Raw genomic sequence first — 25510 nt, forward strand, 5'->3', positions numbered from 1 at the left:
CTTTTCATTCCCCCAGAAGATCAGGTCAATCTCTCGATGTTTCTGAGCTTAGAGGCGGGTTTTGCGCCATGCCACTTCAAAGAACGCGCCAACGCCTTTCTGATAGGCAGGTTGGAAGGGCAGTGACGCAAAAACCACAAAACGGGCACTGGAATGCTAAATTTTTGGTTTCATTTTAAGCAAATGAACATTTTTTGTGCACAAAAATCAGAACTTAGTCGAAACCATTAGAGAGCCATAGTTAAACAGCCCACTTTTTGCGCCGTCGAACTGCTGAGTCTGCCATGTCTGGCTGAACGAAATGCGCAGGCCACGGAACATGACGGCAGCCCCGGCATGGATTTCACCCACGTCCCATTTCTTGTCCACATGCAGGGAGTTCGAGCGCATTGTGTTGCCTTCAAGCGAGGCATCATAGGCGACGGCTTCTCCCGACACGCCACCAAACACGTACCAGGATACGGGACGGCGGGATTTATAGGCATCGCCGCCATCAGTGACGGAGGACTGGATGGTGGGGGTGCCGAAATCGCTATCGAGCCCCTGCCCTATGCGGAAAATATCACCCAGTCGGCCATAGATCTGGTAATCGCCGATGGCGGCCGAGGCTGAGGGCAGCGTGTCGAGTTCGATCCCGCCAAGCTGCACAAGGGGCAACCGCCATGTGCGTCCGCCCTGCACCTGAAAGATGATCTGGTTCTGCAACTGGTGCGACCAGCCCTGATTCGGGGTGTCGCCAATGAGGCTATGAAAACCGTTCTGCAACTGGCGGCCCTGTGCCGCAGGCCCCATGACGCCAAACTGAACACCAAAAACACTGCGGGAGCGGTCGGTATCATTGATCAGGTTGATCGTGCCCAGCAGCAGGCTGCTATAGGGCCGGTCACGCAGCAGGCTGTTATGGGGCTGTCCGGCGGCCCATGGGCTGCTGAGCTGCGTATCGCGCGGGGTAAAGATCATCTGCTGCACGCCGAGGCTGATTCGCTGCACCCCATCGCCCCAGATTGCCTTATTAATAGCAGCAATGGGTGCTGGCAGCGTATCGGTGCCCGAGGTCCAGTTAAAACGCAGCCCACTAGTATAGTACTGGTCGGATGTTCCCTTGAGCGTGGTGATGGCGTCGTTTTCGCCCTGAAGGGTCCATGTGCCGCGTTTGTCCTGAGCGGGGGTCGCGCTGGCTGATGAGGTTACGCCGGGCAGAAGAGATGTGGCGGCTGTGCTGCACACCAGAGAAAGGCAGGCCGCAGCCATGTGCGTTACGCGGGACGAGGTTTTGATTCCGGCAGGCATGCGGCGTTTCTCCTGATTTTTCTGGTATGAGGACAGCCTTGGATGAGATTTTCTTTAGGGGAGTGCGATACGCTAAGGAAGTCTTTTCCTGACGCCGGGGGCGGGCGTCTGCTGTGTCTGCGGTGATGGCCCTTGGAAAGGGGGCTGGCACCCTTGATCACAAAAATGTGAGAATTGGAAAAGTTGAGTGAAGCCGTGCCCGATTTCATGCTTTCCTGTAGCGGCCCGCTGATGGCTGTGCTACGGACGCAGAGGGCATGTTGCAGCTTTCAGGAGCGGCTGGCGGGGTTATTGGCTTAAATCGGCCGGACCTGTCAACCCGTTCAAGTAACCTGCTCGTTTTTCAATTTACGAGAACTCGCTTCTCCGTACACCAGGATCTAGACCCTTGAAAAGTAACAGGACCGACCGCAGCCCCCGTTCTCCTCGCCGCGGCGGATTTGACGACGATTACATGTCCATGCCGTCTTTCGGTGAGCGCCCTTCCTTCGGTGATCGCGGAGGGTTTGCGCCGCGCCGTACCGGTGGTGGTGCTGGCGGACCGCAGGTTGTCCCTTCCGGTCCGGAAGTCGGTGCAACTGTAAAGTGGTTCAACGGCGAAAAGGGTTTCGGTTTCGTCGAACTGGCTGACGGCTCTGGCGACGTGTTCCTGCACGCTAACGCGCTTACTCAGGCTGGTGTACAGGGTGTAAACCCTGGTGCGACTCTGGTTGTCCGCGTTGGTCAGGGCCCCAAAGGCCGGCAGGTTGCTGAAGTCATTTCCGTTGATGAAAGCACTGCCCAGCCGGAACGCCCCCGTGCGGCTCGTCCTGGCTTCGGCGCACGCCCCGCAGCACGTCCGGCTCCGGACCTGTCTTCTGCTGAAGAAACGCGTGGCACCGTCAAGTGGTACAACGCCGTCAAGGGCTTTGGCTTCATCACGCCTGAAGGTGGTGGCAAGGACATCTTCATTCACGCTTCCGCACTGGAGCGTTCGGGCCTGAGCGCTCTGAACGAAGGTCAGGGCGTGAACGTCAAGGTTGTTCAGGGTCAGAAAGGCCCGGAAGCTGCTGAAGTTTCCGGCGACTGATTTAACCCGTAGCGGTTATCAGGAAAAAGCCCTGGCTCAGGCCGGGGCTTTTTTTATGCCTGTAAGGCGGGTTTATACCTCGCTGGAATGGTCTTTCGCATGCGCGTGCGTATGTGGTTCGACCGGAATGATATGAAGGCTGGCATGCGATACCCCCCTCTGGGTAATGACTGTATCTGACAGTTTTTGTAGGGCGGGTGCAGGGCCTCGCAGGATAGCGGTTTCCAGACAGCGTTCATGGTCGAGATGCACATGCATGGTCGCGACCGAAAGATCATGATGGGTATGCAGTTCATGGGTCAGGCGCTGGGCCAGAGCACGTGTTTCGTGGTCGTATACATAATCCAGAACAGCAACGCATTCTCCTGCCTGCGATAGGATGTTCTCGCGTGATGCGGCATCGCGGATTAGATCGCGGATAGCTTCAGAGCGGCTTGTATAGCCACGCCGGTTCATAAGCCCATCCACAGTGGCCAGCAGGTCTTCGTCAATCGTAATGGTAATCCGTTCCATGGCGCCCGGCCCTTTCGTGGAGATTGCTGTTACAGAAAGTATGAACTATTTATAAATAGGTATGATTCGTGATGGCGCCCTGCATGTCGTTCCAATATGTGCAGGGTCCGTGGTGGGGCTGATTTTTTCATGCGGTGTATGTGTCCGGTTCTTGCGGCGGGTTTTGCTCAGATTCTTATGGCATCATCCGTTCTGGGGGCCCAAGGGCATTCTCCAGAGCCAAGTGGGCAGAAGTTGGCCGAAAAAAAACATGTGGATGAAACCATTACCGTAACCGCCTCTCGTCTGGACCTGCTGGGCAAAGCGGTTTCGGCCGGACAGGGCACGATTACCCAGAATGAACTCAGGCTCCGGCCTGCGTATCGTGTGGGAGAACTGCTGGAATCCGTGCCCGGCCTTGTCGTCACTGTTCATTCCGGTGAAGGCAAGGCCAACCAGTTTCTCATGCGTGGGTTCAACCTCGATCACGGCACTGATCTGGCAACATTTGTGGATGATATGCCGGTCAATGAAGTCACACATGCCCATGGGCAGGGTTATACGGACCTCAATTTTCTGATCCCTGAAATGATGGGGACGATCGATTACACGAAAGGCCCGTTCAATGCCGCAACGGGTGATTTTGGTGTGGCAGGTTCGGACCGTATCCGGCTGGTGCGTGACCTGCCGACCATGATGAGTGGTAGTGGCGATACTTTCGGTAATGAACGGCTGATGGCTGGTGGGACAGCGCATTTCCAGAATGGTGATAAACTGCTCGGCGCGTTTGAAACCGACCATGCCGATGGTCCGTGGCGTTACCCAGATAATTTTCGCGCCATCAAATCCATGGCACGTTATCTGCACGGTACATCAACAAACGGGTTTGACCTCACCGGCATGTATTACCGGGGGCAATGGCGCGCCACCAATGACCAGCCGCTTGAAGCTATCCAGACCGGGCTGATTGATCGTTTTGGCTCACTTAACCCGACCGATGGCGGGTTTTCTGAGCGCTACAGCCTGTCGGGCCATTGCCAGCGGGGCGATGAGCATGAAAAATGGCAGGCCAGTTTTTATGCCACCCATGACCGTCTGACCCTATGGAATGATTTTACCCATTATCTGGTAGACCCTGTTGATGGAGATCAGTTCGAGCAGGATGAAACGCGCACCAAGGTTGGGGGCACGCTGAGCTATACCCGTCAGGATACGCTGTTTAATCATGTTCCCAGCCAGACTGTCTTTGGTATTGACGGGCGTTACGACACGATTTTTATCGACCGGCGCCACACCCGCCAGCGTGTTGTCCTCGCTACCTGCCCGGATAGCCCTTATGGAGGAGGAAGCTACGTCTGCAACGCGGATTCCGTGCAGGAAGGACGTGTTGCTGGATATGTGCAGAATACGACCCGCTGGCTCCCCTGGATGCGTACTGTTGTGGGGCTGCGTGAGGAATATTATCAGGGCTCGGATCTCAGTCTGGTAACGGGGGCCTCCGGCCATGTCGGTCAGGCGCTGTTTCAGCCAAAAGGCAGCCTGATTTTCGGGCCTTGGCATAAAACGGAACTTTATCTGAGTGCGGGGCGAGGTTTCCATTCCAACGACCTGCGCGGTGTGGTGGGTACGTTTTCGGGGGATCGTTTTACCGCGGGTTCGGTGCAGACCTCGGTGATGACCAAGGCCTTTTCAGAGGAAGTGGGTATCCGCTCCACGCCGCTGCGGCATCTCAACACGCAGCTTTCCTTCTGGCGGATCGATTTTGATTCGGAACTGATTTACGACCCGGATGAAGGGGTGAATGAAGCCGGCCCACCCAGCCGCCGTCAGGGGGTAGAGTTTTCAGCCCAGTACAATCCCCTGCCCTGGCTTGAACTGAATACCGACATTGCCTATTCGCACGCCCGGTACCGCACTAATAATCCCGGTTATTATGGGATTGATGGGCTGTATGTGGCCAATGCGCCCAATATCATCTGGTCATTCGGGGTGCTGGTTGACAACAAGGGGCCGTGGTTTGGCGGTATGCAGCTACGCTGGCTGGGTAGTTACCCATTGCTGGAAGATAACAGCCTGCGCTCCAAGGGGTATCAGGAGGTTAATCTTGATGTCGGTTATCGCTTCAGCAAGCATCTGACTCTGACGGTCTCGCTGTTTAACCTGACCAATTCCCACGATAATGCGATTGAATACGGCTACGAATATCGTATTACGCCCACGGCCAAACCGGTTACGGGAGCGACCGTGCACCCGCTTGAGCCCGTTTCAGCCCGCTTTGCGTTGACCCTGACATTGTAAAGCGGGCTGCCCGCGAATGGGGCAATGGGGATCAGTAGTCGCCTTTGCCCTTGTTACGGATCAGCCGCGCCTTGTCGCGCTGCCAGTCGCGATCGGCTATGGCGTGGCGCTTATCCACGCTTTTTTTACCAACCCCCAGACCGAGTGTAACCTTGGCTACGCCACGGGCATTGAAATGGATGTCGAGCGGCACAAGGGTTGCCCCCTGTTTGGCGATCGCCCCCATATATTTGCGCACTTCCTTGCGGTGCATCAGGAGCTTGCGCGGTGCGCGGCTATCAAAACGCGAGAGCACGCCACCCTGATATTCGGGGATATAGCTGTTGAACAGCCATAGTTCTCCATCACGCTCACCAGCAAAGGCTTCGCTAATCGTGGCGCGCCCAAGGCGCAGGCTTTTGACTTCGGGGCCTTTGAGCACAAGCCCGGCCTCTATGGTTTCCTGAATGGCGTAGTTGAACCGCGCCTTGCGGTTCTGGGCAACCATGCCGTGCGAAATCATGGAGCTTTTAGCGGTTTTACCAGATTTTTGCGACATGATCAGTCAAGCAGGCCCGTAGCGACAAGGGCTGCCCGCACCTTTTCGCGTGAAGGCTCTGTCAGCGGTGCCAGCGGCAGGCGGCAGGTCTCGCCCGCAAGGCCGAGCAGGCTGGCGGCGTATTTGGCAGGAGCCGGATTGCTCTCGCAGAACATGGCGTCATGCAGGGGCAGCAGACGGTCCTGAATGGCCATGGCGTCCTGTACGCGGCCTTCCTTCCATGCGCTCTGCACGTTGGCGCAGAGTGCCGGGGCAATGTTGGAGGTCACGCTGATGCAGCCATCACCACCGGAGGCGAGGAACGCAACGGCCGTGCCGTCTTCACCCGAAAGCTGGTTGAAAGGCCGGTCGAGCGCCTGACGGAGCTGGAGGGGGCGCAGCAGATTGGCCGTGGCGTCCTTCACCCCGATAATGTTCGCATGTCTGGCAAGGCGCGCCATGGTCTCGACACTGATATCGACTATCGAACGGCCGGGTATGTTGTACAGAATGACCGGTATGGAAATGGCGTCCGCAATGGTCATGAAGTGGCGGTAAAGCCCTTCCTGCGTAGGCTTGTTGTAATACGGCGCGACAACCAGCACCGCAGCCGCCCCGGCTTTTTGTGCATGGATTGCCAGATCGGTTGCTTCGGCCGTGCTGTTGGAGCCGGCCCCGGCAATAACCGGTACGCGCCCCGCAGCCACCTTGATGGCACGTTCCACCACGGCATGGTGCTCGGTATGGCTCAGGGTCGGGCTTTCGCCAGTTGTGCCCACAGCGCAAAGGGCAGACGTCCCTTCGCGGATCTGCCAGTCCGCAAACTTTTCGAAGGAGACGAAATCAAGGCTGCCATCCCGGTTCATGGGCGTAATGAGAGCCGTAATGGAGCCGGAAAAGAACGTGTCAGACATGGGCTGTAATCGATCCTGAAGTGGCATCCTCCGGTGAGGAACGCGGCATGTCCTGTCCTTCGGCTGATGTGGAGTGACGGAAGGGCGACTGTTCATAAACGCCCAGAATAGTGGCGCTTTTGGCGAAAAATTCAAGCTCGGCCAGAGCCTTGCCCAGATGGGCGTCTTCGGGGTGGCCTTCCACGTCCATCAGAAAGCGTGTGGCGGCGAATGTCTCGCCTGCCATGTAGCTTTCCAGACGGGTCATGTTTACCCCGTTTGTGGCGAACCCTCCCAGCACTTTGTACAGAGCCCCCGGCGTGTTGCGGACACTGAAAATTAGTGTGGTCATGACATGCGAGGCATGCACGAGGGGGCGTGTTGGCTGGCGTGAGGCGATATAGAAACGGGTGGTGTTGTGGGTTGCATCCTCAACATTGCGTTTGAGAATTTCAAGCCCGTAAAGTTCGGCCGCCAGTGCTGAGGCCACGGCGGCGTCCTCGGGTTTTTTCCACAAAGCTACCAGTTCGGCTGCCCCTGCCGTGTCGAATTCAGGCACAGGCATAAGGTTGTTATCGCGCAGGAGCACGCGGATCTGATCCATGGCCACGGGGTGGGTATGGATACGGCGGATCTGCTCCATGCGGGTGCCCGGCACGACCAATAGGCAATGTTCGACCCGCTGAAAGTGTTCGCCCACGATATGCAGCCCCGATGCGGGGAGCAGCGAGTGGATATCGGGCACACGCCCGGCCAGACTGTTTTCGCAGGCGAGCATGGCCTGTTCCGCCCGGCCTTCATGCACGGCGGCCATGGCTTCGGCAAAGCTGCGGCACGGCAGGGTGCGCCATCCGGGCCGTGCGTTGCGGCACGCTAGGTCTGAATAGGCTCCAGGTGTCCCCTGAAAGGCTATGACCTGCTGTGTCATGACTTTTGTGCTCCGATCATGCGGCGCGCCCGCTCTAGGTCTGCTGGTGTATCCACCCCGAAAGGGGCCGTATCCATACGGGTGCAGCCAATCCGCATGCCCGCTTCCAAAGCTCTTAACTGTTCGAGATTCTCGCGCATTTCAAGCCCGGAGGGCGGCAGACTGACAAAACGTGCCAGTGCCGTGCGCCGCCAAGCATAAACCCCGACATGGTGCCACAGCGGCCCAGCCCCCCACGGAATGGGCTGGCGTGAAAAATACAGACCCGGCGCGTGGCTCTGCTCCGCAGCAAAAGAGCAGGCCACCTTAACGACGGACGGCGCATCGCGCTCCTCATCAGAGGTTATAGGCGCTACCAGTGTGCCGAGGTCGAAGGCCGGATCATCCATGACACCCAGCACGGCGCGCAGGGCTGTGGGCGGAAACGTGGGCAGGTCGCCTTGCAGGTTGATAATGATATCGTGCTGCCCTTCGGGGTCTGCAAGGCAGGCCGCCTGCCATGCCCGATCCGATCCAGAAGGCAGATTTGGGTCTGTCAGGATAGCGGTGCCGCCCGCCTGGGTCACTGCATCGCAGATTTCCTGCTCGGCCGCGGCGACAATCACTGGGCCAATCTGCGCCTGTAGTGCCGCTTCGAGCACATGTACGATCATGGGGCGACCGGCAATATCCGCCAGTGGTTTTCCCGGTAGGCGGGTGGAGGCCAGTCTTGCGGGAATGATGGTCAGTGGTGGGGACGGCATCGGCTTGCTCCAGAACGTGGCGCGGCTTATAGCCGAAGACAAGGCGGCCAGCACTCTAGAAAAGCTGTATGGCAAACGCAACGGGTGAACAGAGGGGCGTTTTACAAACATGGATGGCAGGGGGCTGAACAGGGTCGCGGTTGCGGTGGTGCTGAGTGTCGGGGTGATGGCGGGCGCCTATGGTGTGGCCCGTGGTCTGGTGCCTGATACCACCCCTGCCCGGCTGGCCATGGTTCTGCCCGGCCACGGTGCCGTTGATATCGCGCCTTATCTGGAACGGGCCGATATGGGCCACGGTGCGCGCATGGTGGAGCAGGTTTGTGGGGGCTGCCATGCACTCAAAGCGGGTGCCGGCGATGGCGCGGGGCCGAACCTCTTTGGTGTGGTGGGCAGGCCTATAGCATCCGCTCCGGGTTATGCGTATTCCGGTGCCCTGCGCCACAGTGCCGCAGGCCGGACGTGGACAGAACAGACACTGTCCGACTGGCTGAGTAGCCCTGACCGTTTTGCGCCGGGCACCCGCATGTCCCTGAACGGCCTGACAGACCCAGCCTTGCGGGCCGATATTATTGCGTATTTGCGAACACTCCGTCAGCCACCGGACTGAGGCGGCCTCCCCCTTATCTAATTCTTCAGGACATCAAAGCATGACCACCAAGGAAATCGATCTTTACGTCGAAGTGGCCAACGCTCTGGCCGATACGGTCCGTTGCGTGGTGCGCCCGTGGTTCCGCAGGGGTATTGCGGTGGAAAGCAAGGGGGATGAAAGCCCCGTGACTGTGGCTGACCGCAGCGCCGAGCGTGTCATGCGCGCCATTCTGGCCGAGCGTCTGCCGCAGCATGGTGTGTTTGGCGAGGAATTCGGGCAGGCAAATCCCGAGGCCCCGTATCAGTGGCTGCTGGACCCGATTGACGGCACACGGGCCTTTGTAACGGGACGGCCAAGTTTTGGCACACTGATCGCTCTTTTCCATGAAGGCAAGCCGCTTCTGGGGCTGCTGGATCAGCCAATACTGGAGGAGCGCTGGATGGGCGTAAACGGGCGCGAGACGGTTTTTACCTCCTCGCTGGGGGGGCGTGTCGGCACGCGCAATGTCAGCCTTGGTGAGGCGGAATTGTCCTGCACCTCTCCCGAAATGCTGGAAGTCGCTCCGCATGATGGTTGGAAAACGCTCAAATCCCGCGCGCGGCGTATGACGTGGGGGGGGGACTGCTATGCCTATGGTCTGCTCGCTCTCGGCCAGCTCGACCTGATTGCCGAATGCGACATGAAGCCGTGGGACTGGGGAGCGCTGGTGCCGATCGTGCAGGGAGCAGGTGGTGTCATGACCCGCTGGGATGGCTCTGATCTGCGGTTTGAGGGAGATGGAACGGTGCTGGCGGCCGCCACTCCTGCCCTGCACGCTGCCGCGTGCGAAGCGTTGCGTTCCGGCGCGTAAAGCCTGCATTGGCCTGCGGGTGGAGGCTGTGTTGTGGCGGATATTTCGCCATTACGACATGGCCCCCTCTGTTCATCCGCCGTGATTTGCGATAGGCCTGCGCTTTGACATAACAGCTATTGGTCATTCCAGATGAGCACAAGCACGCACCTGTCTCTCCCCAAGGACAAGATCCGTATTCTCCTGCTCGAAGGCGTACATGACAGTGCGGTTGCACTGCTCAAGGCCTGCGGGTACGACAACGTTGTGCGGCTGAAAGGTGCTCTGGAAGGCGACGCCCTGCGTGAAGCGCTGGAAGGCGTTCATATCGTCGGTATCCGTTCACGGACGCAGCTGACGAAAGAAGTCATTGAATCGGCGGATCGTCTCATGGCTATCGGGTGTTTCTGCATCGGCACCAATCAGGTGGATCTTGACGCGGCACGGCTCAATGGCGTGCCGGTGTTCAACGCACCGTTCAGCAACACCCGCTCGGTGGCCGAACTGGTCATGGGCGAGATTGTCATGCTCATGCGCCGCATTTTCCCGCGTTCGGTGGAGTGCCATGCCGGGGAGTGGAACAAATCTGCCGTCAATAGCTGGGAAGTGCGTGGCAAGACGCTCGGTATCGTAGGTTATGGCTCCATTGGTTCACAGCTTTCCGTTCTGGCGGAAGCTTTCGGCATGCGGGTTCTGTACTACGATGTAGTGGACAAGCTGGTGCACGGTAACGCCCAGCCGGTGGAAACGCTGGAAGACCTTCTGGGCCAGAGTGACGTGGTCAGCCTGCATGTGCCGCAGTTGCCCACAACGGCCAACCTGATGGGTGCAGCCCAGATACGCGCCATGAAAAAAGGCGCGTTCCTGATCAACAATGCCCGTGGCAATGTGGTTGATCTGGAGGCTCTGGCCGAAGCGCTGAAAAGTGGTGATCTGCTCGGCGCGGCCATTGACGTGTTCCCCAAGGAGCCCAAGGGCGCTGGGGATCGTCTGTCCACCCCGATCATGGGGCTGGAAAATGTCATTCTCTCCCCGCATATCGGCGGTTCCACGGTGGAAGCGCAGGAGCGTATCGGCGTTGAAGTGGCCCGCAAGCTGGTCGAATACTCCGATGTCGGCTCGACCTTCGGCGCGGTCAACTTCCCCGGTGTGCAGCTGCCCGCCAGCCCGCGCGGCGCGCGTTTCATGCATGTGCACCACAGCGTGCCGGGCATGATGATGAAGCTGAACGAGGTTTTCCTGCGGGCAGGCTGCAACGTGACGGCGCAGTTCCTCCAGACCGATAGCGAAATCGGTTATGTCGTGATCGAGGCCGATACCGCTGGAGATACCGAACTGGACGACCGTCTGCTCCACTCCCTGCGTGAGATAGAGGGCACGATCCGCGCTCGTCTGATCTACAAGGGCAAATAAGACATGAATGCGGGTACGGGACTGATCAATGCCCGTATCCGCAGTTTTGCCTTTTCAGGCATAGAGGCGCGGCCCGTCTGGGTTGAAGTGCAGGTTGCCAGTGGCCTGCCTGCCTTTCTGGTGGTGGGTCTGCCTGACAAGGCCGTGGGTGAAGCGCGTGAGCGCGTAAGGGCCGCCCTTACCTCCATTGGGCTGGCATTGCCCGCCAAACGTATTCTTATCAATCTTGTTCCAGCCGACCTTCCCAAGGAAGGATCGCATTTTGATCTGCCGATTGCGCTGGCGCTGCTGGCTGCCATGGGAGTTGTGCCCGCAGAGGAAGCCGGGCGTTATGCCGCCATGGGTGAGCTGTCGCTTGATGGGCGGATCAATCCGGTATCTGGCGTGTTATCAGCAGCGCTTGAAGCCTCAGCCCTCGGTCTGGGGCTTGTCTGCCCCGCACAACAGGGTGAGGAAGCTTTATGCGGTGGTGACATTGCCATTCTGGCAGCACCAACCCTGTTGGCCTTGATCAACCATTTCAATGGCATGCAGCCATTGCCTTCTCCCGTATTTACACCACGACTGCCCGCCCCCGAACAGAATGTGCCAGACCTTGCGGATGTGCGGGGCATGGAAACAGGACGGCGCGCGCTGGAAATTGCCGCGGCTGGTGGCCACTCGCTTTTGCTGTCTGGCCCACCGGGTGCCGGGAAATCCATGCTCGCAGCACGGCTTGTCGGGTTGCTGCCCGACCTGAGCCCGCGTGAAAGCCTCGAGGTGTCGCGCATTTACAGTGCCGCGGGATTGCTGGTGGAGGGGCGTCCGCTCTTTCGTCCTCCCTATCGTGACCCGCATCACTCCGCGAGCCTGCCGGCTCTGGTCGGTGGTGGCAGCCGTGCCCGGCCGGGGGAAATCAGTCTGGCGGATCAGGGCGTGCTGTTTCTTGACGAACTGCCGGAGTTTTCCCGTGCCGCGCTGGAGGCCCTGCGGCAACCGCTGGAAACTGGGCGCGTAACCATAGCGCGGGCTGCAGCGCATGTTGCATACCCTGCCCGTTTTCAGCTTGTTGCGGCCATGAATCCCTGTCGCTGCGGGTATCTGGGTGATGCCACGCGTGAGTGCGGTAAAGCACCGCGCTGTGGGCAGGACTATGCGGCGCGGCTGTCTGGCCCTCTGCTGGACCGCATTGATCTGCATGTGGGTATGCAGCCTTATGAGCCGCTGGGCTACATGCGCGATGCCGTGGGTGAAACAACCGCTCAGGTGCGTGAGCGTGTCGAGGCGGCGCGGGATATGCAAAACCAGCGGCAGGACGGGCGTAAAAACGCGGAAATTTCAATCGAGCAGACTGGGCTGGCAGGAGATGCCGCGCAACTGGCGCAGTCGGTTGCAGAAAAATTCCGCTTCTCGGCGCGTGGATATACGCGGCTGGCCCGCGTGGCCCGTACGGTTGCCGATCTGGCTGGTAGTGTTGAGATACAACCCGGCCATGTGGCTGAAGCCGCAACCTTTCGGGTGCGGCTTCAGGGCTGAGTATCAGGCGCGGCGGAGCTGCGTGAAGGCCTGCTTCAGATCCGCCATAAGATCGGTGGTCTGTTCAAGCCCGATCTGAAGCCTGAAGGCACAGGCCTGCCCCATGGGGGATGGGAATGCTCGCTGAATACCACCCGTGGTCGGCAGAACGAGGCTTTCATACCCACCCCATGAGGCCCCGATCCCGAACAGGTGCAGGCTGTTGATCATGCGCTCCATGTCCTGCCCGGTATAACGGGGCTCCAGCACAACACCGAACAGGCAGCCCGCACCGGTAAAGTCACGCGCCCACAGGTCGTGGCCCGGACAGCCCGGCAGGGCCGGGTGCAGAACCTGAGCGACTTCGGGCTGTTCTTGCAGCCATATTGCCAGATCAAGGGCCGAGCGGGCCTGTTGCGCCAGCCTGACTCCCATGGTGCGCAGGCCGCGCAGGGTCAGCCAGCAGTCATCCGGCCCGGCGACCTGTCCTGTCTGGATAGCGGTATCGCGCAGTTGTTCCCATGTTTTGCGGTCCGCAACGGTAATGGCGCCTGCAATGACATCGGAATGGCCAGCCGGGTATTTGGTCAGGGCCTGAATGGACAAGTCGGCTCCATGGGCAAACGGCGCAAAAATGCCAAATCCCCATGTGTTATCCACGAACAGCTTGGCCCCGTTGCGGTGTGCAACTCGTGCCAGCATGGGGATGTCCTGCACCTCGAAGGTGTGGCTGCCGGGACTTTCGGTAAAAATCACCCGTGTGCTGGGAGTGATGAACGTTTCCAGCTCTTTTTCGTCCGCCATGGGGGGGAAGTACGAAATCTCTACCCCGAAACGGCGCAGTATGTTTTCCGCAAAACGGCGTGTGGGGCCGTAAACGCTGTCCGAGAACAGGCAGTGGTCGCCCGCGCTCAGAAAAGCCAGAAGCGGCAGCGTGCATGCGGCAAGGCCGGAACTGACGATCTGGCAGTCCGTGCCGCCTTCTAGCGTGGCGATCGCTTTTTCCAGCTCGTGCTGGATGGGCGAGCCCATGGCACCATAAATGCTCTCATGGTCATAACGCGCTGCACCCTGCCTTTGCATGGCGTCCAGCGAGGGAAACACAACGGTGGAGCCGCGCGTGACAGGTGGGTTGACGTAGCAGCCGCGTTCATCCGGCGTGGGCCGTGCCGCGTGGGACAGGGTCGTGCCGAGTTTGAGCCAGCCTTCGGCCACCCTGTTCTGATCAGTCATGTCTCATGCTCCGTTTCTGCCGTGGTGTTTACTGGTTGGGGGTGCGTTCGGTGGTAACCGGCAGGTCGGGCATGCTGCCCCATTCGGCCCATGAACCATCATAGAGAGCGCTGTTTTCTAATCCCGCAAGGGACAGGGCAGCGCTCAGGACTGAGGCTGTCATGCCTGAACCGCAGGTGGTTACGGGCCTGTCCTGCGGCTTGAGACCCATTTGTTGGAAAAGGGCCTGTATGGCCTGTCGCGGCAGGAAATGCCCCTGCCCGTCCAGCACTGTTTTATAAGGCAGGCAATGCGCACCTGGCATATGCCCGGAGCGGACGCCGGGCCGGGGCTCGGGGGCTGTGCCGTAAAAACGTGCTTCGCTCCGTGCATCCAGAATGGGCCGCTCGCCAGTCGCCACGATCGTGCACATGTCGCCCAGCCCGGCTATGCGGCTGTAATGCGTGTGGGCATGATAGCGGGTGGCAGGGCGCGGTGGGGTGGGTCTGTCTGAAACCGGCAGGCCAGCCCTGAGCCATGCGGGCAAGCCGCCATCAAGGATGTGCACGGTGTCATGGCCGAACAGCGTGACCAGCCACCATGCCCGACAGGCCGAGGCGGTGTTGCCCTGATCGTAAAAAACGACAGGGTCTGTCCGCGCGACACCCAGCGCTCCCATCAGGCTGGCATAACGCGCGGCGGACGGCACGGTGTGTGGGAACAGGCCCTGCAGGTCGGAAAAAATATTGATATCGAAATACAGGCTGCCCGCAATATGTTCATGCAGGAAACGCTCGGCGGGGTTTCCCCCTTCTCCGGGCAGGAGGGCTGTGGCGTCAAACACGACCGGCGGCGTGGGTGAGCGGAGCAGGGTTGCGAGTTCATCCGCCTGAACGAGAAGGGACATGGCCAGCCTGTAACCGTTTTCCTGTTTCGGGTGTTCGCACCATAAGATGATCCACCGCAGGCGTGAACCGGCTTTCTTGCCATGCTGGCGGTCTTTGAGGTGCCGTGCTTTAGTAACTGTCATGGCGAATGAACGGATCATAACAACAGAACATGTCCTGCGATTCCTGCTGCTGGGGGCCGTCGGGTATGGCTGTGTGCTTGTTCTGGCACCGTTTTCCTCAGCACTGCTATGGGCTGGGGTGTTGACCTATACGACATGGCCACTGTTCCAGCACTTGCGTAGGCGCATGGGGGCGAGTGCCGCCAGTCTGGTCATGACCTGCCTGTGTGCTGTGGGGGTTGTGCTGCCGCTGGCTGCACTGGCATCGGCCAGCTTTTCCACCGGGCCAAGGCTGGCCGCCCAGTTGATGGCGCTGGTGGGGGAAATCAACCACCTGCCGCCCCTGCCCCACTGGCTCGCCACCCTGCCGGTTTTTGGCGCTGAAATCAGTCATCGCTGGGCCTTGTGGGAGCAGAACGTCAACGCCTTTGCCGAAGAGTTCCGGCCCTATGCGGGCAGCATCATCCAGTCCCTGCTGGGTGTGCTGATGCAGTTTGCCAACGGGGCCTTGCATCTTGTCATGGCGCTGTTCATTTCATTCTTTTTCTGGATTGGCGGCTCCGTGCTCTGGGACACGCTTCAGGCGGTTATCCTGCGCATAGCAGGCCCACAGGCAGGGCGTTACCTGCATATTGTGGGCAGCACGGTGCGCGGCACGGTTTATGGTATTCTGGGTACCGCCATCATTCAGGGGATACTGACCGGCATAGGACTGTGGATGACAGGCGTGGGGGAGCCGGTGGTATTGGGTATTCTTGCCGCGTTTCTTGCCGTGTTTCCGGTCGGCGCGCCTCTGGTCTGGGGGCCTGCCGCGATCTGGCTGCTGGTGGCACATCATCCGGGACATGGTATTCTGCTGCTGCTTTACGGCATTATATTTGTGTCCGGGGCGGATCATGTCATTCGGCCGCTTTTTATCGTACGGGGGTCCAAGCTGCCTTATCTGTTGACTGTTCTGGGCGTGATCGGGGGCATTCTGGCTTTTGGCGGGGTTGGCATTTTCCTTGGCCCTATCCTGTTGGCCATTGGCTTTTCCGTCACAATGGAATTCGCCGCCAGGGATGCGCTGCTGCTGCTGTCGGCTGACGGCAGGAGGAATACCGCTCCATGAAACGCAGGCTTGTAAATCTTGTAGAATGGGCGCAGCGCCGTCGCGCGCGCCAGAACCCCGGGTATGAAGGGGCTGCGCTTAAAGTCATAAGCTGGAATTTGCTGCGCAGGACTGGTGCCACCGTTCACGATGTGGCGGCCCTGATCACGCGTGAAAATCCCGATATCCTGCTCATGCAGGAAGCCACAGTCGAGATTGATGCCCTGCCGCTACTGGTGGGCGGACATTATAGCCGCGCGCCTCTGCCCGGTCGCATTCATGGTCTGGCCTGCTGGAGCCGCCAGCCTTTCAGCCGGCCGCCGCGGGCTTGCACAATCCCTTCGGGGGTGATGGTCAAACGGCATGCACAGATTATCGAATACAGACAGTTTTCTTTGGCCAATGTGCATCTTTCCCATGGGCAGGTGCTGAACCGGCGGCAGTTACGCAGAGTGGCATCTCTGCTAACAGCACCCTGCGCCATTCTGGGTGATTTCAATCTGGTGGGGCCAACGCTGGTGCCGGGCTTTCGGGATGTGGGGCCAAAAGCGCCCACGCATAACATGGCCGAGGTTCTGCCGATCAGGATCGATCGCTGCCTGACCGAAGGCATGATTTGCCTTGGCTCACGGGTTCTGCCGGTTTTTGCCTCGGATCACAGGCCCATTGCGGTCATGCTTCAGCCGGCTCAGGCAGAAGGGGCTGCCCGTATTACAGCTCTTACAGATAGGGCATGAACAGGCGGGCAAAGGCGTCGCGTACTATTTCCAGCTTGTAGCGGTTGTCCAAATCATAATGGGTGAGCCTGCGGTTCTGGTGGCTGTTAATGAACGTATCCAGACTATCGGCCAGAGAGGTATCGTAGGCTTCCATATTGATTTCGAAGTTCAGCCGCAGGCTGCGGATATCAAGATTGGAACTGCCAAAGAAAGACCACGCCTTGTCCACGACCATCAGCTTGGAGTGGTTGAAAGGTGCCGCTGCCAGCCATATACGCGCGCCCGAATGCAGCAAGGGGGCAATATTGGCTGCACAGGCCCAGTCAAGGACACGATGGTTACTGCGTTCGGGAATGACAATATCTACCTGCACACCCCGCAAGGCTGCCAGTTCCAGTTCTGAAAGAAAACGTTCGCCCGCCAGAAAATAGGGGGTCATCAAGCGTACACTGCGTCGCGCCAGAGTAATGGCCTGCAACATGGTGTATTCGATTTTTTCCAGATCCGTATCCGGCCCAGCCGTAACAATACGCGCTAGTGTTTCGCCCTTGCCGCTGGGGGCTTCGCTGAACAGGTCAGCATCCAGTGTTTCATGGGTGGTAAAATACCAGTCCCATGCGGCTGTTGCAGCCAACTGATGTACCGCTGGGCCTTCGATCATGAAATGTGTGTCAGATACAGGGTTCCGGGGCTTGCGGGATACGCGGTTTTCATCCGCGATGTTCAGCCCGCCCATGAAGCCGATATGGCCATCGACGACCAGAATTTTACGGTGATTACGCAGGTTGAGAAACGGCATGCGCCACGGCCAGACGGAATGCATGAAGCGCGCACAGGGCACCCCTGCCCGTCTCAGGCGGTGGTAAATGGGGGAAAGAAAATACCCACTGCCAATACCGTCAACCAGTACGCGCACACACACGCCACGTGCATGTGCGTCTGCCAGAGCTTTGGCGAATGCCTGCCCTGTCTGGTCATCGCGAAAAATATAGGAGCACAATATGACGCTTTTGCTCGCATTTTCGATAGCGCGGATCATGGGCGGATAAGCGCCATCGCCATCATGCAGGCAGGTGATGGTGTTGCCGCAGACAAGGGGGCGGGTGGTCAGTTTGCCCACCATGAGTGCCAATGGCGCGAACTGTCCTTCCAGTTCGCGGTTCCATGAGGAAAGCCGTGAAATGCCGGGCCGCCCGCCCGAGCGCGTGCCAACCAGCTTACGCGCCAGACGCGTTACGCGGTTGATGCCGAACATGACATACAGCACCGAACCCAGAATGGGCATGAGCATGCAGATGCCCATCCACCCTATGGCCGATGCCGTGTCACGTTTGGTCAGCAGGATGTGCAGAACAACAGTTGCGACCAGCACAAGCTGGAGTATCATCAGGGCGAGAAGCAGTAGGGGATGGGAAAAAACGGATAGCATGGCGTTTGATCGGGACTTCCGCTCGGCAGGAAAAGCAACAAACACCATGTATCATGTACAGGGACAACGCAAAGCGGTTTCGCCCGCTCGGCGCGCGCGCGGTGTGCAGGCCCAGCAGGATGGCATTGAAGCTGAAAGTAAGGCCTGCGCCATGCTGGAGGCCCGAGGCTGGCGTATTCTGCTGCGCCGCGCCCGTACACCTCGTGGAGAGGTCGATATCGTGGCGGATTGTGCTGGTATTCTGGCGTTTATTGAGGTGAAGAAACGTCAGACAATGGCAGAAGCTCTGGCCTGTCTGTCACCCGTGCAATCCAGACGGCTGTACAGGGCGGCTGAATGTCTGCTCCAGCGTAATGGCGCATGGCATTACGAGGAACTCAGGTTTGACCTGATAGCGATGGACAGTGCCGGGACTATGGAGTGGGTCGAAGATATTCTGCGGCAAATGTGATCGTGAGCCGCAGAATCGCATACAGGATTAAACCGTAACCGTAATCAGGTGCGGTGATGGGTCTTTTTGACGTGCACGGCATGCTTGGGAGCATGATAGCTGACAAGATGAACCATGCCATGAACTTTGCCCGCATGAGCAAGAGTTACGGAATGGGACGATACACCATGATGGGCAGTATGTGCGTGAGCATGAAAAACGGGCGGCGGTGCTGTTAGCGCTGCAAATGTTAGCTTGCTGGCTTCAAGGTCGGAAATAACTCTCTGTGCGCGTGCAGCGGGCTGAAAGCCAAAAGCAGCAACCGCCATACCGCAGAGCACAAGTGATACACGCCCCAACACAAACCGCGTCATTACTCCGGCCTTATCCCATTTTCACGATCTGTGTGAAACTATACAGGCCGGAGTGTGCATGACAACCTGAAAATCAGGCAGATGCGTTACAGGCGATGTTTTTTTCTGCCAGAAGGGTCTGCAGTTCACCGCTCTGGAACATTTCCGTTACGATATCGCAGCCGCCGATAAACTCACCCTTGACGTAAAGCTGGGGAATGGTCGGCCAGTTGGAGAAATCCTTGATACCCTGACGGATGGAGGGATCAGCCAGAACATTCGCGGTTTTGAACGGCACACCCAGATGGTTGAGGATCTGAACGACACGGGCCGAAAAACCGCATTGCGGGAAGTCGGCATCGCCTTTCATGAACAGCATAACCGGGTTGCTGTCGATTTCCTGCTGGATTGCCTGTGTAGCGGAATCAGTCATTGGTCATGTCCTTGCAAGGGGTAAACCCGAATGGGTCAGGGAGTGGCTGTCTTGAGTGCCAGGGCGTGGAGCTTGTCGCCCATATGGCCCTGTAAGGAATCATAAACGAGCTGGTGCTGCCGCACACGGGGCAAGCCCCGGAATGCCTCGCTGACAATGCTGCACGCGTAGTGATCGCCGTCGCCCGCAAGGTCATCAATCTTGACCTGAGCATCCGGGAACGCCGCGCGGATGTATGTTTCCAGCTCCGTGGCACTCATTGCCATGTTGCCTCTCCCCCTTCTGTTTTTCCTGCCTTAACGGGCGTCCATCAGTGCAGGAAAAAATGTTTCATGCGCGTTTTTTAGTCGTGCGATGGATATGGTGACGCCGCTCGGCAAAATCAAATCCTTGCCGCCGGAACGGGCAATAATTCGTGCAGGAATACCTGCCGCTGCCGCACGGGCGCACAGGGCCGCGCCATCATCCACACAGGCCAGATAACGGGCCTGATCCTCACCAAACCAGAAGGCTTCGGGGCGGATACCAGAATCCGGGCTGTCGATTACGCAACCGACATCGCCCGCCATGGTCATTTCCGCAAGGCCAACCAGAATACCGCCATCGGCAAGGTCATGGCACGCGGTAATGGCACCGGACAGGATTTCCGTGCGGACAAAGTCACCATTGCGGCGTTCGGCCGCCAGATCGACAGGTGGTGGCGGGCCATCTTCACGGCCAAGGATTTCACGCAGCCAGATGGACTGCCCGAGCGCTCCCTGTGTTGCCCCTAGTAGAACCACATCCTTGCCATCCTGCATGCCAAGCCCGATTGCTTGCGCCGCATTTTCCAGAACGCCAAGGCCACCAATAGCCGGTGTGGGCAGAATGGCGGTGGTGGAGCCGTCAGGGTTGCGGGTCTCGTTATAGAGCGAGACATTGCCGCTCACGACCGGGAAGTCGAGCACGGTGCAGGCTTCCGCCATGCCTTCGATCGCGGCGATGAACTGCCCCATGATCTCGGGCTTTTCGGGGTTGGCGAAGTTCAGGTTATCCGTCACGGCCAGAGGGCGTGCGCCCGTGGCCGTGATATTGCGCCATGCTTCGGCAACGGCCTGCGCACCACCCGTTTTCGGGTCTGCCTGACAGTAGCGTGGTGTGCAGTCCGTGGTGACGGCCAGAGCGATTTCCGTGTCATCCACCCGCACAATTGCGGCATCAGCCGCACCGGGGCGGCGCACGGTCTGCCCGCCTACGGTGCTGTCATACTGGTTCCACACCCATGAGCGCGAGCACAGATCGGGCGAGGCGACAAGCTCAAGAAGCATGGCGTCCAGCGACAGCGGCGCGTGTACGGGTTCCAGCGGTGCGGGGGGCACGGGGGCTATTGCCGGGCGGTCGTATATCGGGGCCTGATCCGCCAGCGGGGCCAGCGGAATATCGGCTTCCACCTGCCCGTTATGGCGCACGACAATGTGACCGGTTTCGGTCAGATGGCCGATGATGGCGAAGTCGAGTTCCCATTTTTCAAAGATTTTGCGGGCTACGTCCGTGCGATCCGGGCGGAGCACCATCAGCATCCGTTCCTGGCTTTCCGACAGCATCATTTCATAGGCTGTCATGCCGGGTTCGCGCTGGGGCACTGCGTCCAGATCAAGGTCGATACCCACACCACCCTTGCCCGCCATTTCAACGGAAGAGGACGTAAGGCCCGCCGCACCCATATCCTGAATGGCGACGATAGCATCGGTTGCCATCAGTTCCAGGCAGGCTTCGATCAGCAGTTTTTCAATGAAGGGGTCACCAACCTGCACGGTGGGGCGCTTGGACAGCGCATCTTCATCAAATTCGGCGGAAGACATGGTGGCGCCATGGATACCATCGCGGCCCGTGCGTGAGCCGACATACACGACAGGATTGCCCACACCCGCAGCAGCGGAGAGGAAGATCTTGTCCGTACGCGCAATGCCCACCGTCATGGCATTTACAAGCGGATTGCCATCATAAGCCGGGTGGAAGTTGATTTCCCCCCCGACTGTGGGCACACCCACGCAGTTGCCATAACCGCCAATGCCGCGCACCACGCCATCAATGATGCGACGTGTGACAGGGTTTTCGGGGCTACCAAAGCGCAGGGCGTTCAGGTTTGCGACAGGGCGCGCCCCCATGGTGAACACATCGCGCAGGATACCCCCAACGCCTGTGGCGGCACCCTGGTAGGGTTCGATAAAGGACGGGTGGTTATGGCTTTCCATCTTGAAGATGGCGGCATAACCCTGACCGATATCGACAACACCTGCGTTTTCACCCGGCCCATGGATAACCCACGGGGCGGTGGTCGGCAGGTTGCGCAGCCACTTGCGTGACGATTTATAGGAGCAGTGTTCCGACCACATGACCGAGAACACACCCAGTTCGGTCAGTGTTGGGGTACGGCCCATGATTGTGAGCACACGCCCGTATTCCTCGGCTGTCAGGCCAAATTCACGAGCAAGGGCGACATCAACGGTTGCGGGTTTATTCACCGGACTACGGCCTCCACCAGACCTTTAAACAGAGGCAGACCATCCTCACCGCCCATGAGCGGATCAACCAGATCCTCCGGGTGGGGCATCATGCCGCAGATACGATTGTTTTCGCTCAGAACGCCGGCAATGCTGTTGAGGCTGCCATTGGGGTTGCTGGCCACGTCATCGGCCTGCACATGCCCCGTGGCGCTTGCGTAGCGGAATGCCACACGGCCTTCGCCTTCCAGACGTTCAAGCGTTGCCGCGTCGGCAGTATAGTTGCCGTCGCCATGGGCGAGTGGCGTGCGGAATACATCGCCCTTCGTCCAGAGCCGGGTAAAGGGGGTCTGTGCGTTTTCAACCCGCAGGTAGCAGTCCTGCGACAGGAAGCGCAGATTGGCGTTGCGCAGGAGTGCGCCTGGCAGCAACCCAGATTCAGTCAGGATCTGAAAGCCGTTGCACACCCCAAGAATATGCCCACCTTTGGCCGCGAACGCACGCACCGCACCCATGACGGGCGAATGGGCCGCCATGGCACCGCAGCGCAGGTAATCGCCATAGCTGAAACCACCCGGCAGAACTACCAGATCAAGCCCCGAGAGGTCGGTCTCGTGGTGCCAGATCATGCGCGGGACCGAGCCGGTTACGCGTTTGAGTGCAAGGGCCATATCCCGTTCACGGTTAGTGCCGGGAAAGACGACAATAGCAGCTTTCATGGTTTTGCCCCGCACGGATAGGTGTCATGCAAAGCCTTGAAAACGCTCTCGCCCACTGGGTGGGACAGGGCATCGGTATGGGCTTTCAGCCAGATCAGAACCTTGCCGCGGATGGATGCGGTCGTTTCCGATACAGGAACACAGAACGCGGCGGCTGCATTGGCATCACCCGCGGCACTGCTGTTGAGTTTAGAAAGCGTTGCACCATCAGCCAGACCGCTCAGATACGCATCGCACAGGCTGTGCCCGGTCGGGCGCGAGCAGATGCGGGCAAAGCTGTCTGTCTGCATGGGGGTTATACGTTGTGCCCTGGCCTGCTCATGGAACAGGGTCGGGACCGCCAGCGGGCTGGCGAGGGCGCCTGTCAGGCAGAACAGGGCAAGCCGCTTCATGCGGTCACCTCGATGGCGTAATCTTCGATAACCAGATTGGCCAGCAGGTTTTTTGCCATATCTTCAGCTGTTTTGCGGGCGTCTTCCGCAGTGCTACCCTGCAGATCAAGCTCGATCACCTTGCCTACGCGCACATCCTGAGCGTTGCCAAAGCCAAGGGTATGCAGCGCATGGCCAATGGCCTTGCCCTGCGGATCCAGAACACCGTCTTTCAGCATGACGGTCACACGTACCTTCATTCTTCGCTCCCGTTGCCGCTCGCGGCTTTTACTGTACCGTTTCCGGGCCTCTCATGTCGCCCCCTGCCCCGTTTTCGGGCAGAATTCCCATGCGGCGCGCCACTTCCTGATACGCTTCCTTGACATTGCCGAGGTCACGGCGGAAGCGGTCCTTATCCAGTTTTTCGTTGGTCTGGGTGTCCCACAGGCGGCAGTTGTCGGGCGAAATTTCGTCCGCCAACACAATCCGCATTTCCTCACCTTCCCAGCAGCGGCCGAATTCCAGCTTGAAATCGACAAGCTGGATACCAATGCCGCTGAACAGGCCGCACAGGAAGTCGTTCACGCGCATGGCCATGCCCGTAATGTCTTCCATGTCATGTGCACAGGCCCAGCCGAAAGCGATAATATGATCTTCCGACACCAGAGGGTCGCCCAGTTCGTCGTTCTTGTAATAGAATTCAACGATGGGGCGAGGCAGGCGCTGCCCTTCGGGAATGCCGAACCGCTTTGAAATGCTGCCTGCAGCAATATTGCGTACCACCACTTCCAGCGGAATGATTTCGACTTCCTTGACCAACTGCTCACGCATGTTGATACGCCGGATGAAATGCGTGGGAATACCGATTTCCTGCAGGCGCAGCATCAGATGTTCGCTGATACGGTTGTTCAGCACGCCCTTGCCGGTAATAACGCCGCTTTTTGCGCCGTTTCCGGCCGTGGCGTCATCCTTGAAATACTGCACAAGCGTGCCCGGCTCGGGGCCTTCAAAAAGGATTTTTGCTTTACCTTCATAAAGCTGCCTGCGGCGGGCCATGATGATCCTTACCTGTCGTGTCAGACCAGACCGGCCGGGGCCGACTGGAAGATATGAAAAACCCGCCGTGGCGGTATGCTGGAAGTGCGTCCGGCTTTCATAGCAGGATTACCGCGCGGGCGATACGCCGCGCGGTGCCTGTGCCGTGTTTAGTGTTGCGGCCCGGTTTCACCAAAGATTTTTTCGTACTGTGCGTCGATCGCACGCAGGTGCTGGCGGCTGTCCATGGCGGCATCCAGCACATCGGCGCTGACACGGCCCGAAATTTCGGTATCCGCATCCAGATTCTGGCGGAAGGTCTTGCCTTCGGGGGTGCCGAGCTTCGTCCATGTTTCCATGGCGTTGCGCTGCACGATCCGGTAGGCGTCCTCGCGCGACAGTCCGGCCTTGGCGAGTGCCAGCAGCACTTCACCGGAATGGACAACCCCACCGAGGCTTTCGATGTTGGCGGCCATGCGGTCGGGGTAAACCACCAGTTTGGACATCATGCCCGACAGGCGTGCGAGTGCGAAGTCCAGCCCGATTGTGGCATCGGGGCAGATGTTGCGCTCAACCGAGGAGTGGCTGATGTCACGCTCGTGCCACAGGGCCACGTTTTCCAGCGCGGGAATGACGGCCGAGCGCACAAGGCGCGCAAGACCGGTCAGGTTTTCGGTCAGCACCGGGTTGCGCTTGTGGGGCATGGCCGAAGAGCCCTTCTGCCCCGGATGGAAGAATTCTTCGGCCTCACGCACTTCGGAGCGCTGGAGGTGGCGGACTTCCGTAGCCAGGCGCTCGATGCCGCTGGCAATAACCGCCAGAGCGCAGAAGAAGGCAGCATGACGGTCGCGCGGGATAACCTGCGTGGAAACGGTCTCGGCCTGCAGGCCCAGCCGTTCGGCCACAAAGGATTCAACCCGCGGGTCGAGATGGGCATAGGTGCCAACGGCACCGGAAATGGCGCAGGTTGCGATTTCGGCCCGTGCGGTTTCAAGGCGCTGGCGGTTGCGGGCAAATTCGGCGTAATGCCCGGCCAGCTTCAGGCCGAAAGAGGTCGGCTCGGCATGAATGCCGTGGCTGCGCCCGATGGTGAGCGTGTGCTTGTGTTCAAACGCGCGGGCCTTGAGTGCGGCCAGAACGTCATCCAGATCCTTGAGCAGCAGGTCGGTAGCTTGCACAAGCTGCACGGACAGACAGGTATCCAGCACATCGGACGAGGTCATGCCCAGATGCACGAAGCGGCTTTCCGGCCCGACTTTTTCAGCCAGCCATGTCAGGAAGGCAATGACATCGTGGCGGGTTTCGGCCTCGATCTCGTCGATCCGGGCGAGGTCGGCCTCGGAAAAGGCGGCCATGGCGGCGTTGCCCTTCTCGCGCACAACCTTGGCGGCATCTTTGGGAACCGTGCCGTATTCCGCCATGGCTTCGCAGGCGAGCGCCTCGATTTCGAACCAGATGCGGTAACGGTTTTCGGGTGACCAGATGGCGGCCATGACGGGGCGGGTATAGCGCGGCACCATAACGCGTGTTTCCTTACTATCAGAACATGAAGGTCCAAACGGTGGCGCCTCTCTAGCGGATTTCCGTGCGGGCGTCTGCCATCAAAGCGGAAAACTTTGACTTTTTCGCCTGCTTGCCGGATTTCTCTGTTCTTGAGGTGCGGATTTGCACC

27 protein-coding genes are annotated in these 25510 nt (G+C 59.1%); 9 read left to right on the plus strand and 18 right to left on the minus strand.

The window, feature by feature from the left end:
- Window positions 1-207: 207 nt before the first annotated feature.
- Window positions 208-1290, minus strand: coding sequence for a lipid A deacylase LpxR family protein (locus ABF757_RS00585; protein ID WP_415480476.1), 1083 nt, complete (start codon window positions 1288-1290; stop codon window positions 208-210).
- 388 nt (window positions 1291-1678) lie between these two features.
- On the opposite strand from ABF757_RS00585, the gene ABF757_RS00590 reads away from it, so the two are divergent.
- Window positions 1679-2359: a cold-shock protein gene (locus tag ABF757_RS00590; RefSeq protein WP_035370250.1), complete on the plus strand. Its 681-nt coding sequence runs from the start codon at window positions 1679-1681 to the stop codon at window positions 2357-2359.
- Window positions 2360-2431: 72 nt separating this feature from the next.
- On the opposite strand, the gene nikR is transcribed toward ABF757_RS00590, so the two are convergent.
- The gene (gene nikR, locus ABF757_RS00595) at window positions 2432-2872 is read right to left on the minus strand and encodes a nickel-responsive transcriptional regulator NikR (protein WP_415480477.1); all 441 of its coding nucleotides are present in this window, start codon (window positions 2870-2872) and stop codon (window positions 2432-2434) included.
- Window positions 2873-3106: 234 nt separating this feature from the next.
- Between nikR and ABF757_RS00600 the strand changes: the two genes are divergently transcribed.
- Window positions 3107-5149, plus strand: a complete 2043-nt coding sequence (locus tag ABF757_RS00600; protein WP_415480479.1) for a TonB-dependent receptor — start codon at window positions 3107-3109, stop codon at window positions 5147-5149.
- 31 nt (window positions 5150-5180) lie between these two features.
- On the opposite strand, the gene smpB is transcribed toward ABF757_RS00600, so the two are convergent.
- From smpB to ABF757_RS00620, 4 genes are read right to left on the minus strand one after another with little or no spacing between them, the layout of a single operon-like run.
- Window positions 5181-5687, minus strand: coding sequence for an SsrA-binding protein SmpB (gene smpB, locus ABF757_RS00605; RefSeq protein ID WP_415480480.1), 507 nt, complete (start codon window positions 5685-5687; stop codon window positions 5181-5183).
- A gap of 2 nt (window positions 5688-5689) precedes the next feature.
- Entirely contained in the window at window positions 5690-6580 is an 891-nt protein-coding gene (dapA, locus tag ABF757_RS00610; RefSeq protein ID WP_415480481.1) for a 4-hydroxy-tetrahydrodipicolinate synthase, read from the minus strand.
- Window positions 6573-7487 (minus strand): prephenate dehydratase, encoded by a 915-nt coding sequence (locus tag ABF757_RS00615; protein ID WP_415480482.1) that lies wholly within the window; start codon window positions 7485-7487, stop codon window positions 6573-6575. Before ABF757_RS00615 ends, dapA begins: the two co-directional genes overlap by 8 nt.
- Entirely contained in the window at window positions 7484-8230 is a 747-nt protein-coding gene (locus tag ABF757_RS00620; RefSeq protein ID WP_415480483.1) for a 3-deoxy-manno-octulosonate cytidylyltransferase, read from the minus strand. Before ABF757_RS00620 ends, ABF757_RS00615 begins: the two co-directional genes overlap by 4 nt.
- 109 nt (window positions 8231-8339) lie before the next feature.
- Here ABF757_RS00620 and ABF757_RS00625 point away from each other — a divergent pair, with 109 nt between their 5' ends.
- The 4 genes from ABF757_RS00625 (at window position 8340) to ABF757_RS00640 (ending at window position 12576) form a co-directional block, all read left to right on the plus strand.
- Entirely contained in the window at window positions 8340-8837 is a 498-nt protein-coding gene (locus ABF757_RS00625) for a c-type cytochrome (protein WP_415480484.1), read from the plus strand.
- A 40-nt stretch (window positions 8838-8877) separates the two neighbouring features.
- Window positions 8878-9669, plus strand: a complete 792-nt coding sequence (locus ABF757_RS00630; RefSeq protein WP_415480485.1) for an inositol monophosphatase family protein — start codon at window positions 8878-8880, stop codon at window positions 9667-9669.
- Between the two features lie 132 nt (window positions 9670-9801).
- Window positions 9802-11061, plus strand: a complete 1260-nt coding sequence (gene serA / locus ABF757_RS00635; RefSeq protein ID WP_025859655.1) for a phosphoglycerate dehydrogenase — start codon at window positions 9802-9804, stop codon at window positions 11059-11061.
- Window positions 11062-11064: 3 nt separating this feature from the next.
- Entirely contained in the window at window positions 11065-12576 is a 1512-nt protein-coding gene (locus ABF757_RS00640; RefSeq protein WP_415480486.1) for a YifB family Mg chelatase-like AAA ATPase, read from the plus strand.
- Between the two features lie 3 nt (window positions 12577-12579).
- On the opposite strand, the gene metC is transcribed toward ABF757_RS00640, so the two are convergent.
- On the minus strand, window positions 12580-13788 hold the full coding sequence (metC, locus tag ABF757_RS00645) for a cystathionine beta-lyase (protein WP_415480487.1): 1209 nt from the start codon (window positions 13786-13788) through the stop codon (window positions 12580-12582).
- Between the two features lie 28 nt (window positions 13789-13816).
- Window positions 13817-14797, minus strand: coding sequence for a sulfurtransferase (locus tag ABF757_RS00650; RefSeq protein WP_415480488.1), 981 nt, complete (start codon window positions 14795-14797; stop codon window positions 13817-13819).
- Between ABF757_RS00650 and ABF757_RS00655 the strand changes: the two genes are divergently transcribed.
- Together ABF757_RS00655 and ABF757_RS00660 are read left to right on the plus strand one after the other, a co-directional pair.
- On the plus strand, window positions 14796-15887 hold the full coding sequence (locus tag ABF757_RS00655; RefSeq protein WP_025859657.1) for an AI-2E family transporter: 1092 nt from the start codon (window positions 14796-14798) through the stop codon (window positions 15885-15887). The genes ABF757_RS00650 and ABF757_RS00655 overlap by 2 nt on opposite strands.
- The gene (locus tag ABF757_RS00660; protein WP_025859658.1) at window positions 15884-16603 is read left to right on the plus strand and encodes an endonuclease/exonuclease/phosphatase family protein; all 720 of its coding nucleotides are present in this window, start codon (window positions 15884-15886) and stop codon (window positions 16601-16603) included. The genes ABF757_RS00655 and ABF757_RS00660 overlap by 4 nt, the downstream gene beginning before the upstream one ends.
- On the opposite strand, the gene ABF757_RS00665 is transcribed toward ABF757_RS00660, so the two are convergent.
- The gene (locus ABF757_RS00665; RefSeq protein WP_415480489.1) at window positions 16587-18014 is read right to left on the minus strand and encodes a phospholipase D-like domain-containing protein; all 1428 of its coding nucleotides are present in this window, start codon (window positions 18012-18014) and stop codon (window positions 16587-16589) included. The genes ABF757_RS00660 and ABF757_RS00665 overlap by 17 nt on opposite strands.
- Between ABF757_RS00665 and ABF757_RS00670 the strand changes: the two genes are divergently transcribed.
- Complete coding sequence (locus tag ABF757_RS00670; RefSeq protein WP_415480490.1) at window positions 18013-18465, plus strand: YraN family protein; 453 nt, start codon at window positions 18013-18015, stop codon at window positions 18463-18465. The two genes, ABF757_RS00665 and ABF757_RS00670, sit on opposite strands and share 2 nt — an antisense overlap.
- A 44-nt stretch (window positions 18466-18509) precedes the next feature.
- Here ABF757_RS00670 and ABF757_RS00675 read toward each other — a convergent pair whose 3' ends face one another.
- From ABF757_RS00675 to purB, 9 genes are all read right to left on the minus strand, one after another.
- A complete protein-coding gene (locus ABF757_RS00675; protein ID WP_415480491.1) occupies window positions 18510-18818 on the minus strand; it encodes a hypothetical protein in 309 nt (102 codons plus the stop codon).
- A 73-nt stretch (window positions 18819-18891) separates the two neighbouring features.
- Complete coding sequence (gene grxD / locus ABF757_RS00680; RefSeq protein WP_025859660.1) at window positions 18892-19230, minus strand: Grx4 family monothiol glutaredoxin; 339 nt, start codon at window positions 19228-19230, stop codon at window positions 18892-18894.
- A 35-nt stretch (window positions 19231-19265) separates the two neighbouring features.
- Window positions 19266-19496, minus strand: coding sequence for a BolA family protein (locus ABF757_RS00685; RefSeq protein WP_025859661.1), 231 nt, complete (start codon window positions 19494-19496; stop codon window positions 19266-19268).
- A 30-nt stretch (window positions 19497-19526) separates the two neighbouring features.
- Window positions 19527-21734 carry a phosphoribosylformylglycinamidine synthase subunit PurL gene (purL, locus tag ABF757_RS00690; protein WP_415480492.1) on the minus strand — a complete coding sequence of 736 codons (2208 nt, stop codon included), beginning with the start codon at window positions 21732-21734 and terminating at the stop codon, window positions 19527-19529.
- A complete protein-coding gene (gene purQ, locus ABF757_RS00695; protein ID WP_415480493.1) occupies window positions 21731-22432 on the minus strand; it encodes a phosphoribosylformylglycinamidine synthase subunit PurQ in 702 nt (233 codons plus the stop codon). The genes purL and purQ overlap by 4 nt, the downstream gene beginning before the upstream one ends.
- Window positions 22429-22824, minus strand: coding sequence for a Rap1a/Tai family immunity protein (locus ABF757_RS00700; protein ID WP_025859663.1), 396 nt, complete (start codon window positions 22822-22824; stop codon window positions 22429-22431). Before ABF757_RS00700 ends, purQ begins: the two co-directional genes overlap by 4 nt.
- Entirely contained in the window at window positions 22821-23063 is a 243-nt protein-coding gene (gene purS / locus ABF757_RS00705) for a phosphoribosylformylglycinamidine synthase subunit PurS (RefSeq protein WP_415480494.1), read from the minus strand. Before purS ends, ABF757_RS00700 begins: the two co-directional genes overlap by 4 nt.
- A 28-nt stretch (window positions 23064-23091) precedes the next feature.
- Entirely contained in the window at window positions 23092-23859 is a 768-nt protein-coding gene (gene purC, locus ABF757_RS00710; RefSeq protein ID WP_207852583.1) for a phosphoribosylaminoimidazolesuccinocarboxamide synthase, read from the minus strand.
- Window positions 23860-24008: 149 nt separating this feature from the next.
- Window positions 24009-25358 carry an adenylosuccinate lyase gene (purB, locus tag ABF757_RS00715; RefSeq protein WP_415480495.1) on the minus strand — a complete coding sequence of 450 codons (1350 nt, stop codon included), beginning with the start codon at window positions 25356-25358 and terminating at the stop codon, window positions 24009-24011.
- Window positions 25359-25510: the final 152 nt, after the last annotated feature.

Source organism: Acetobacter papayae (assembly GCF_047721125.1).
GTDB lineage: Bacteria > Pseudomonadota > Alphaproteobacteria > Acetobacterales > Acetobacteraceae > Acetobacter > Acetobacter papayae.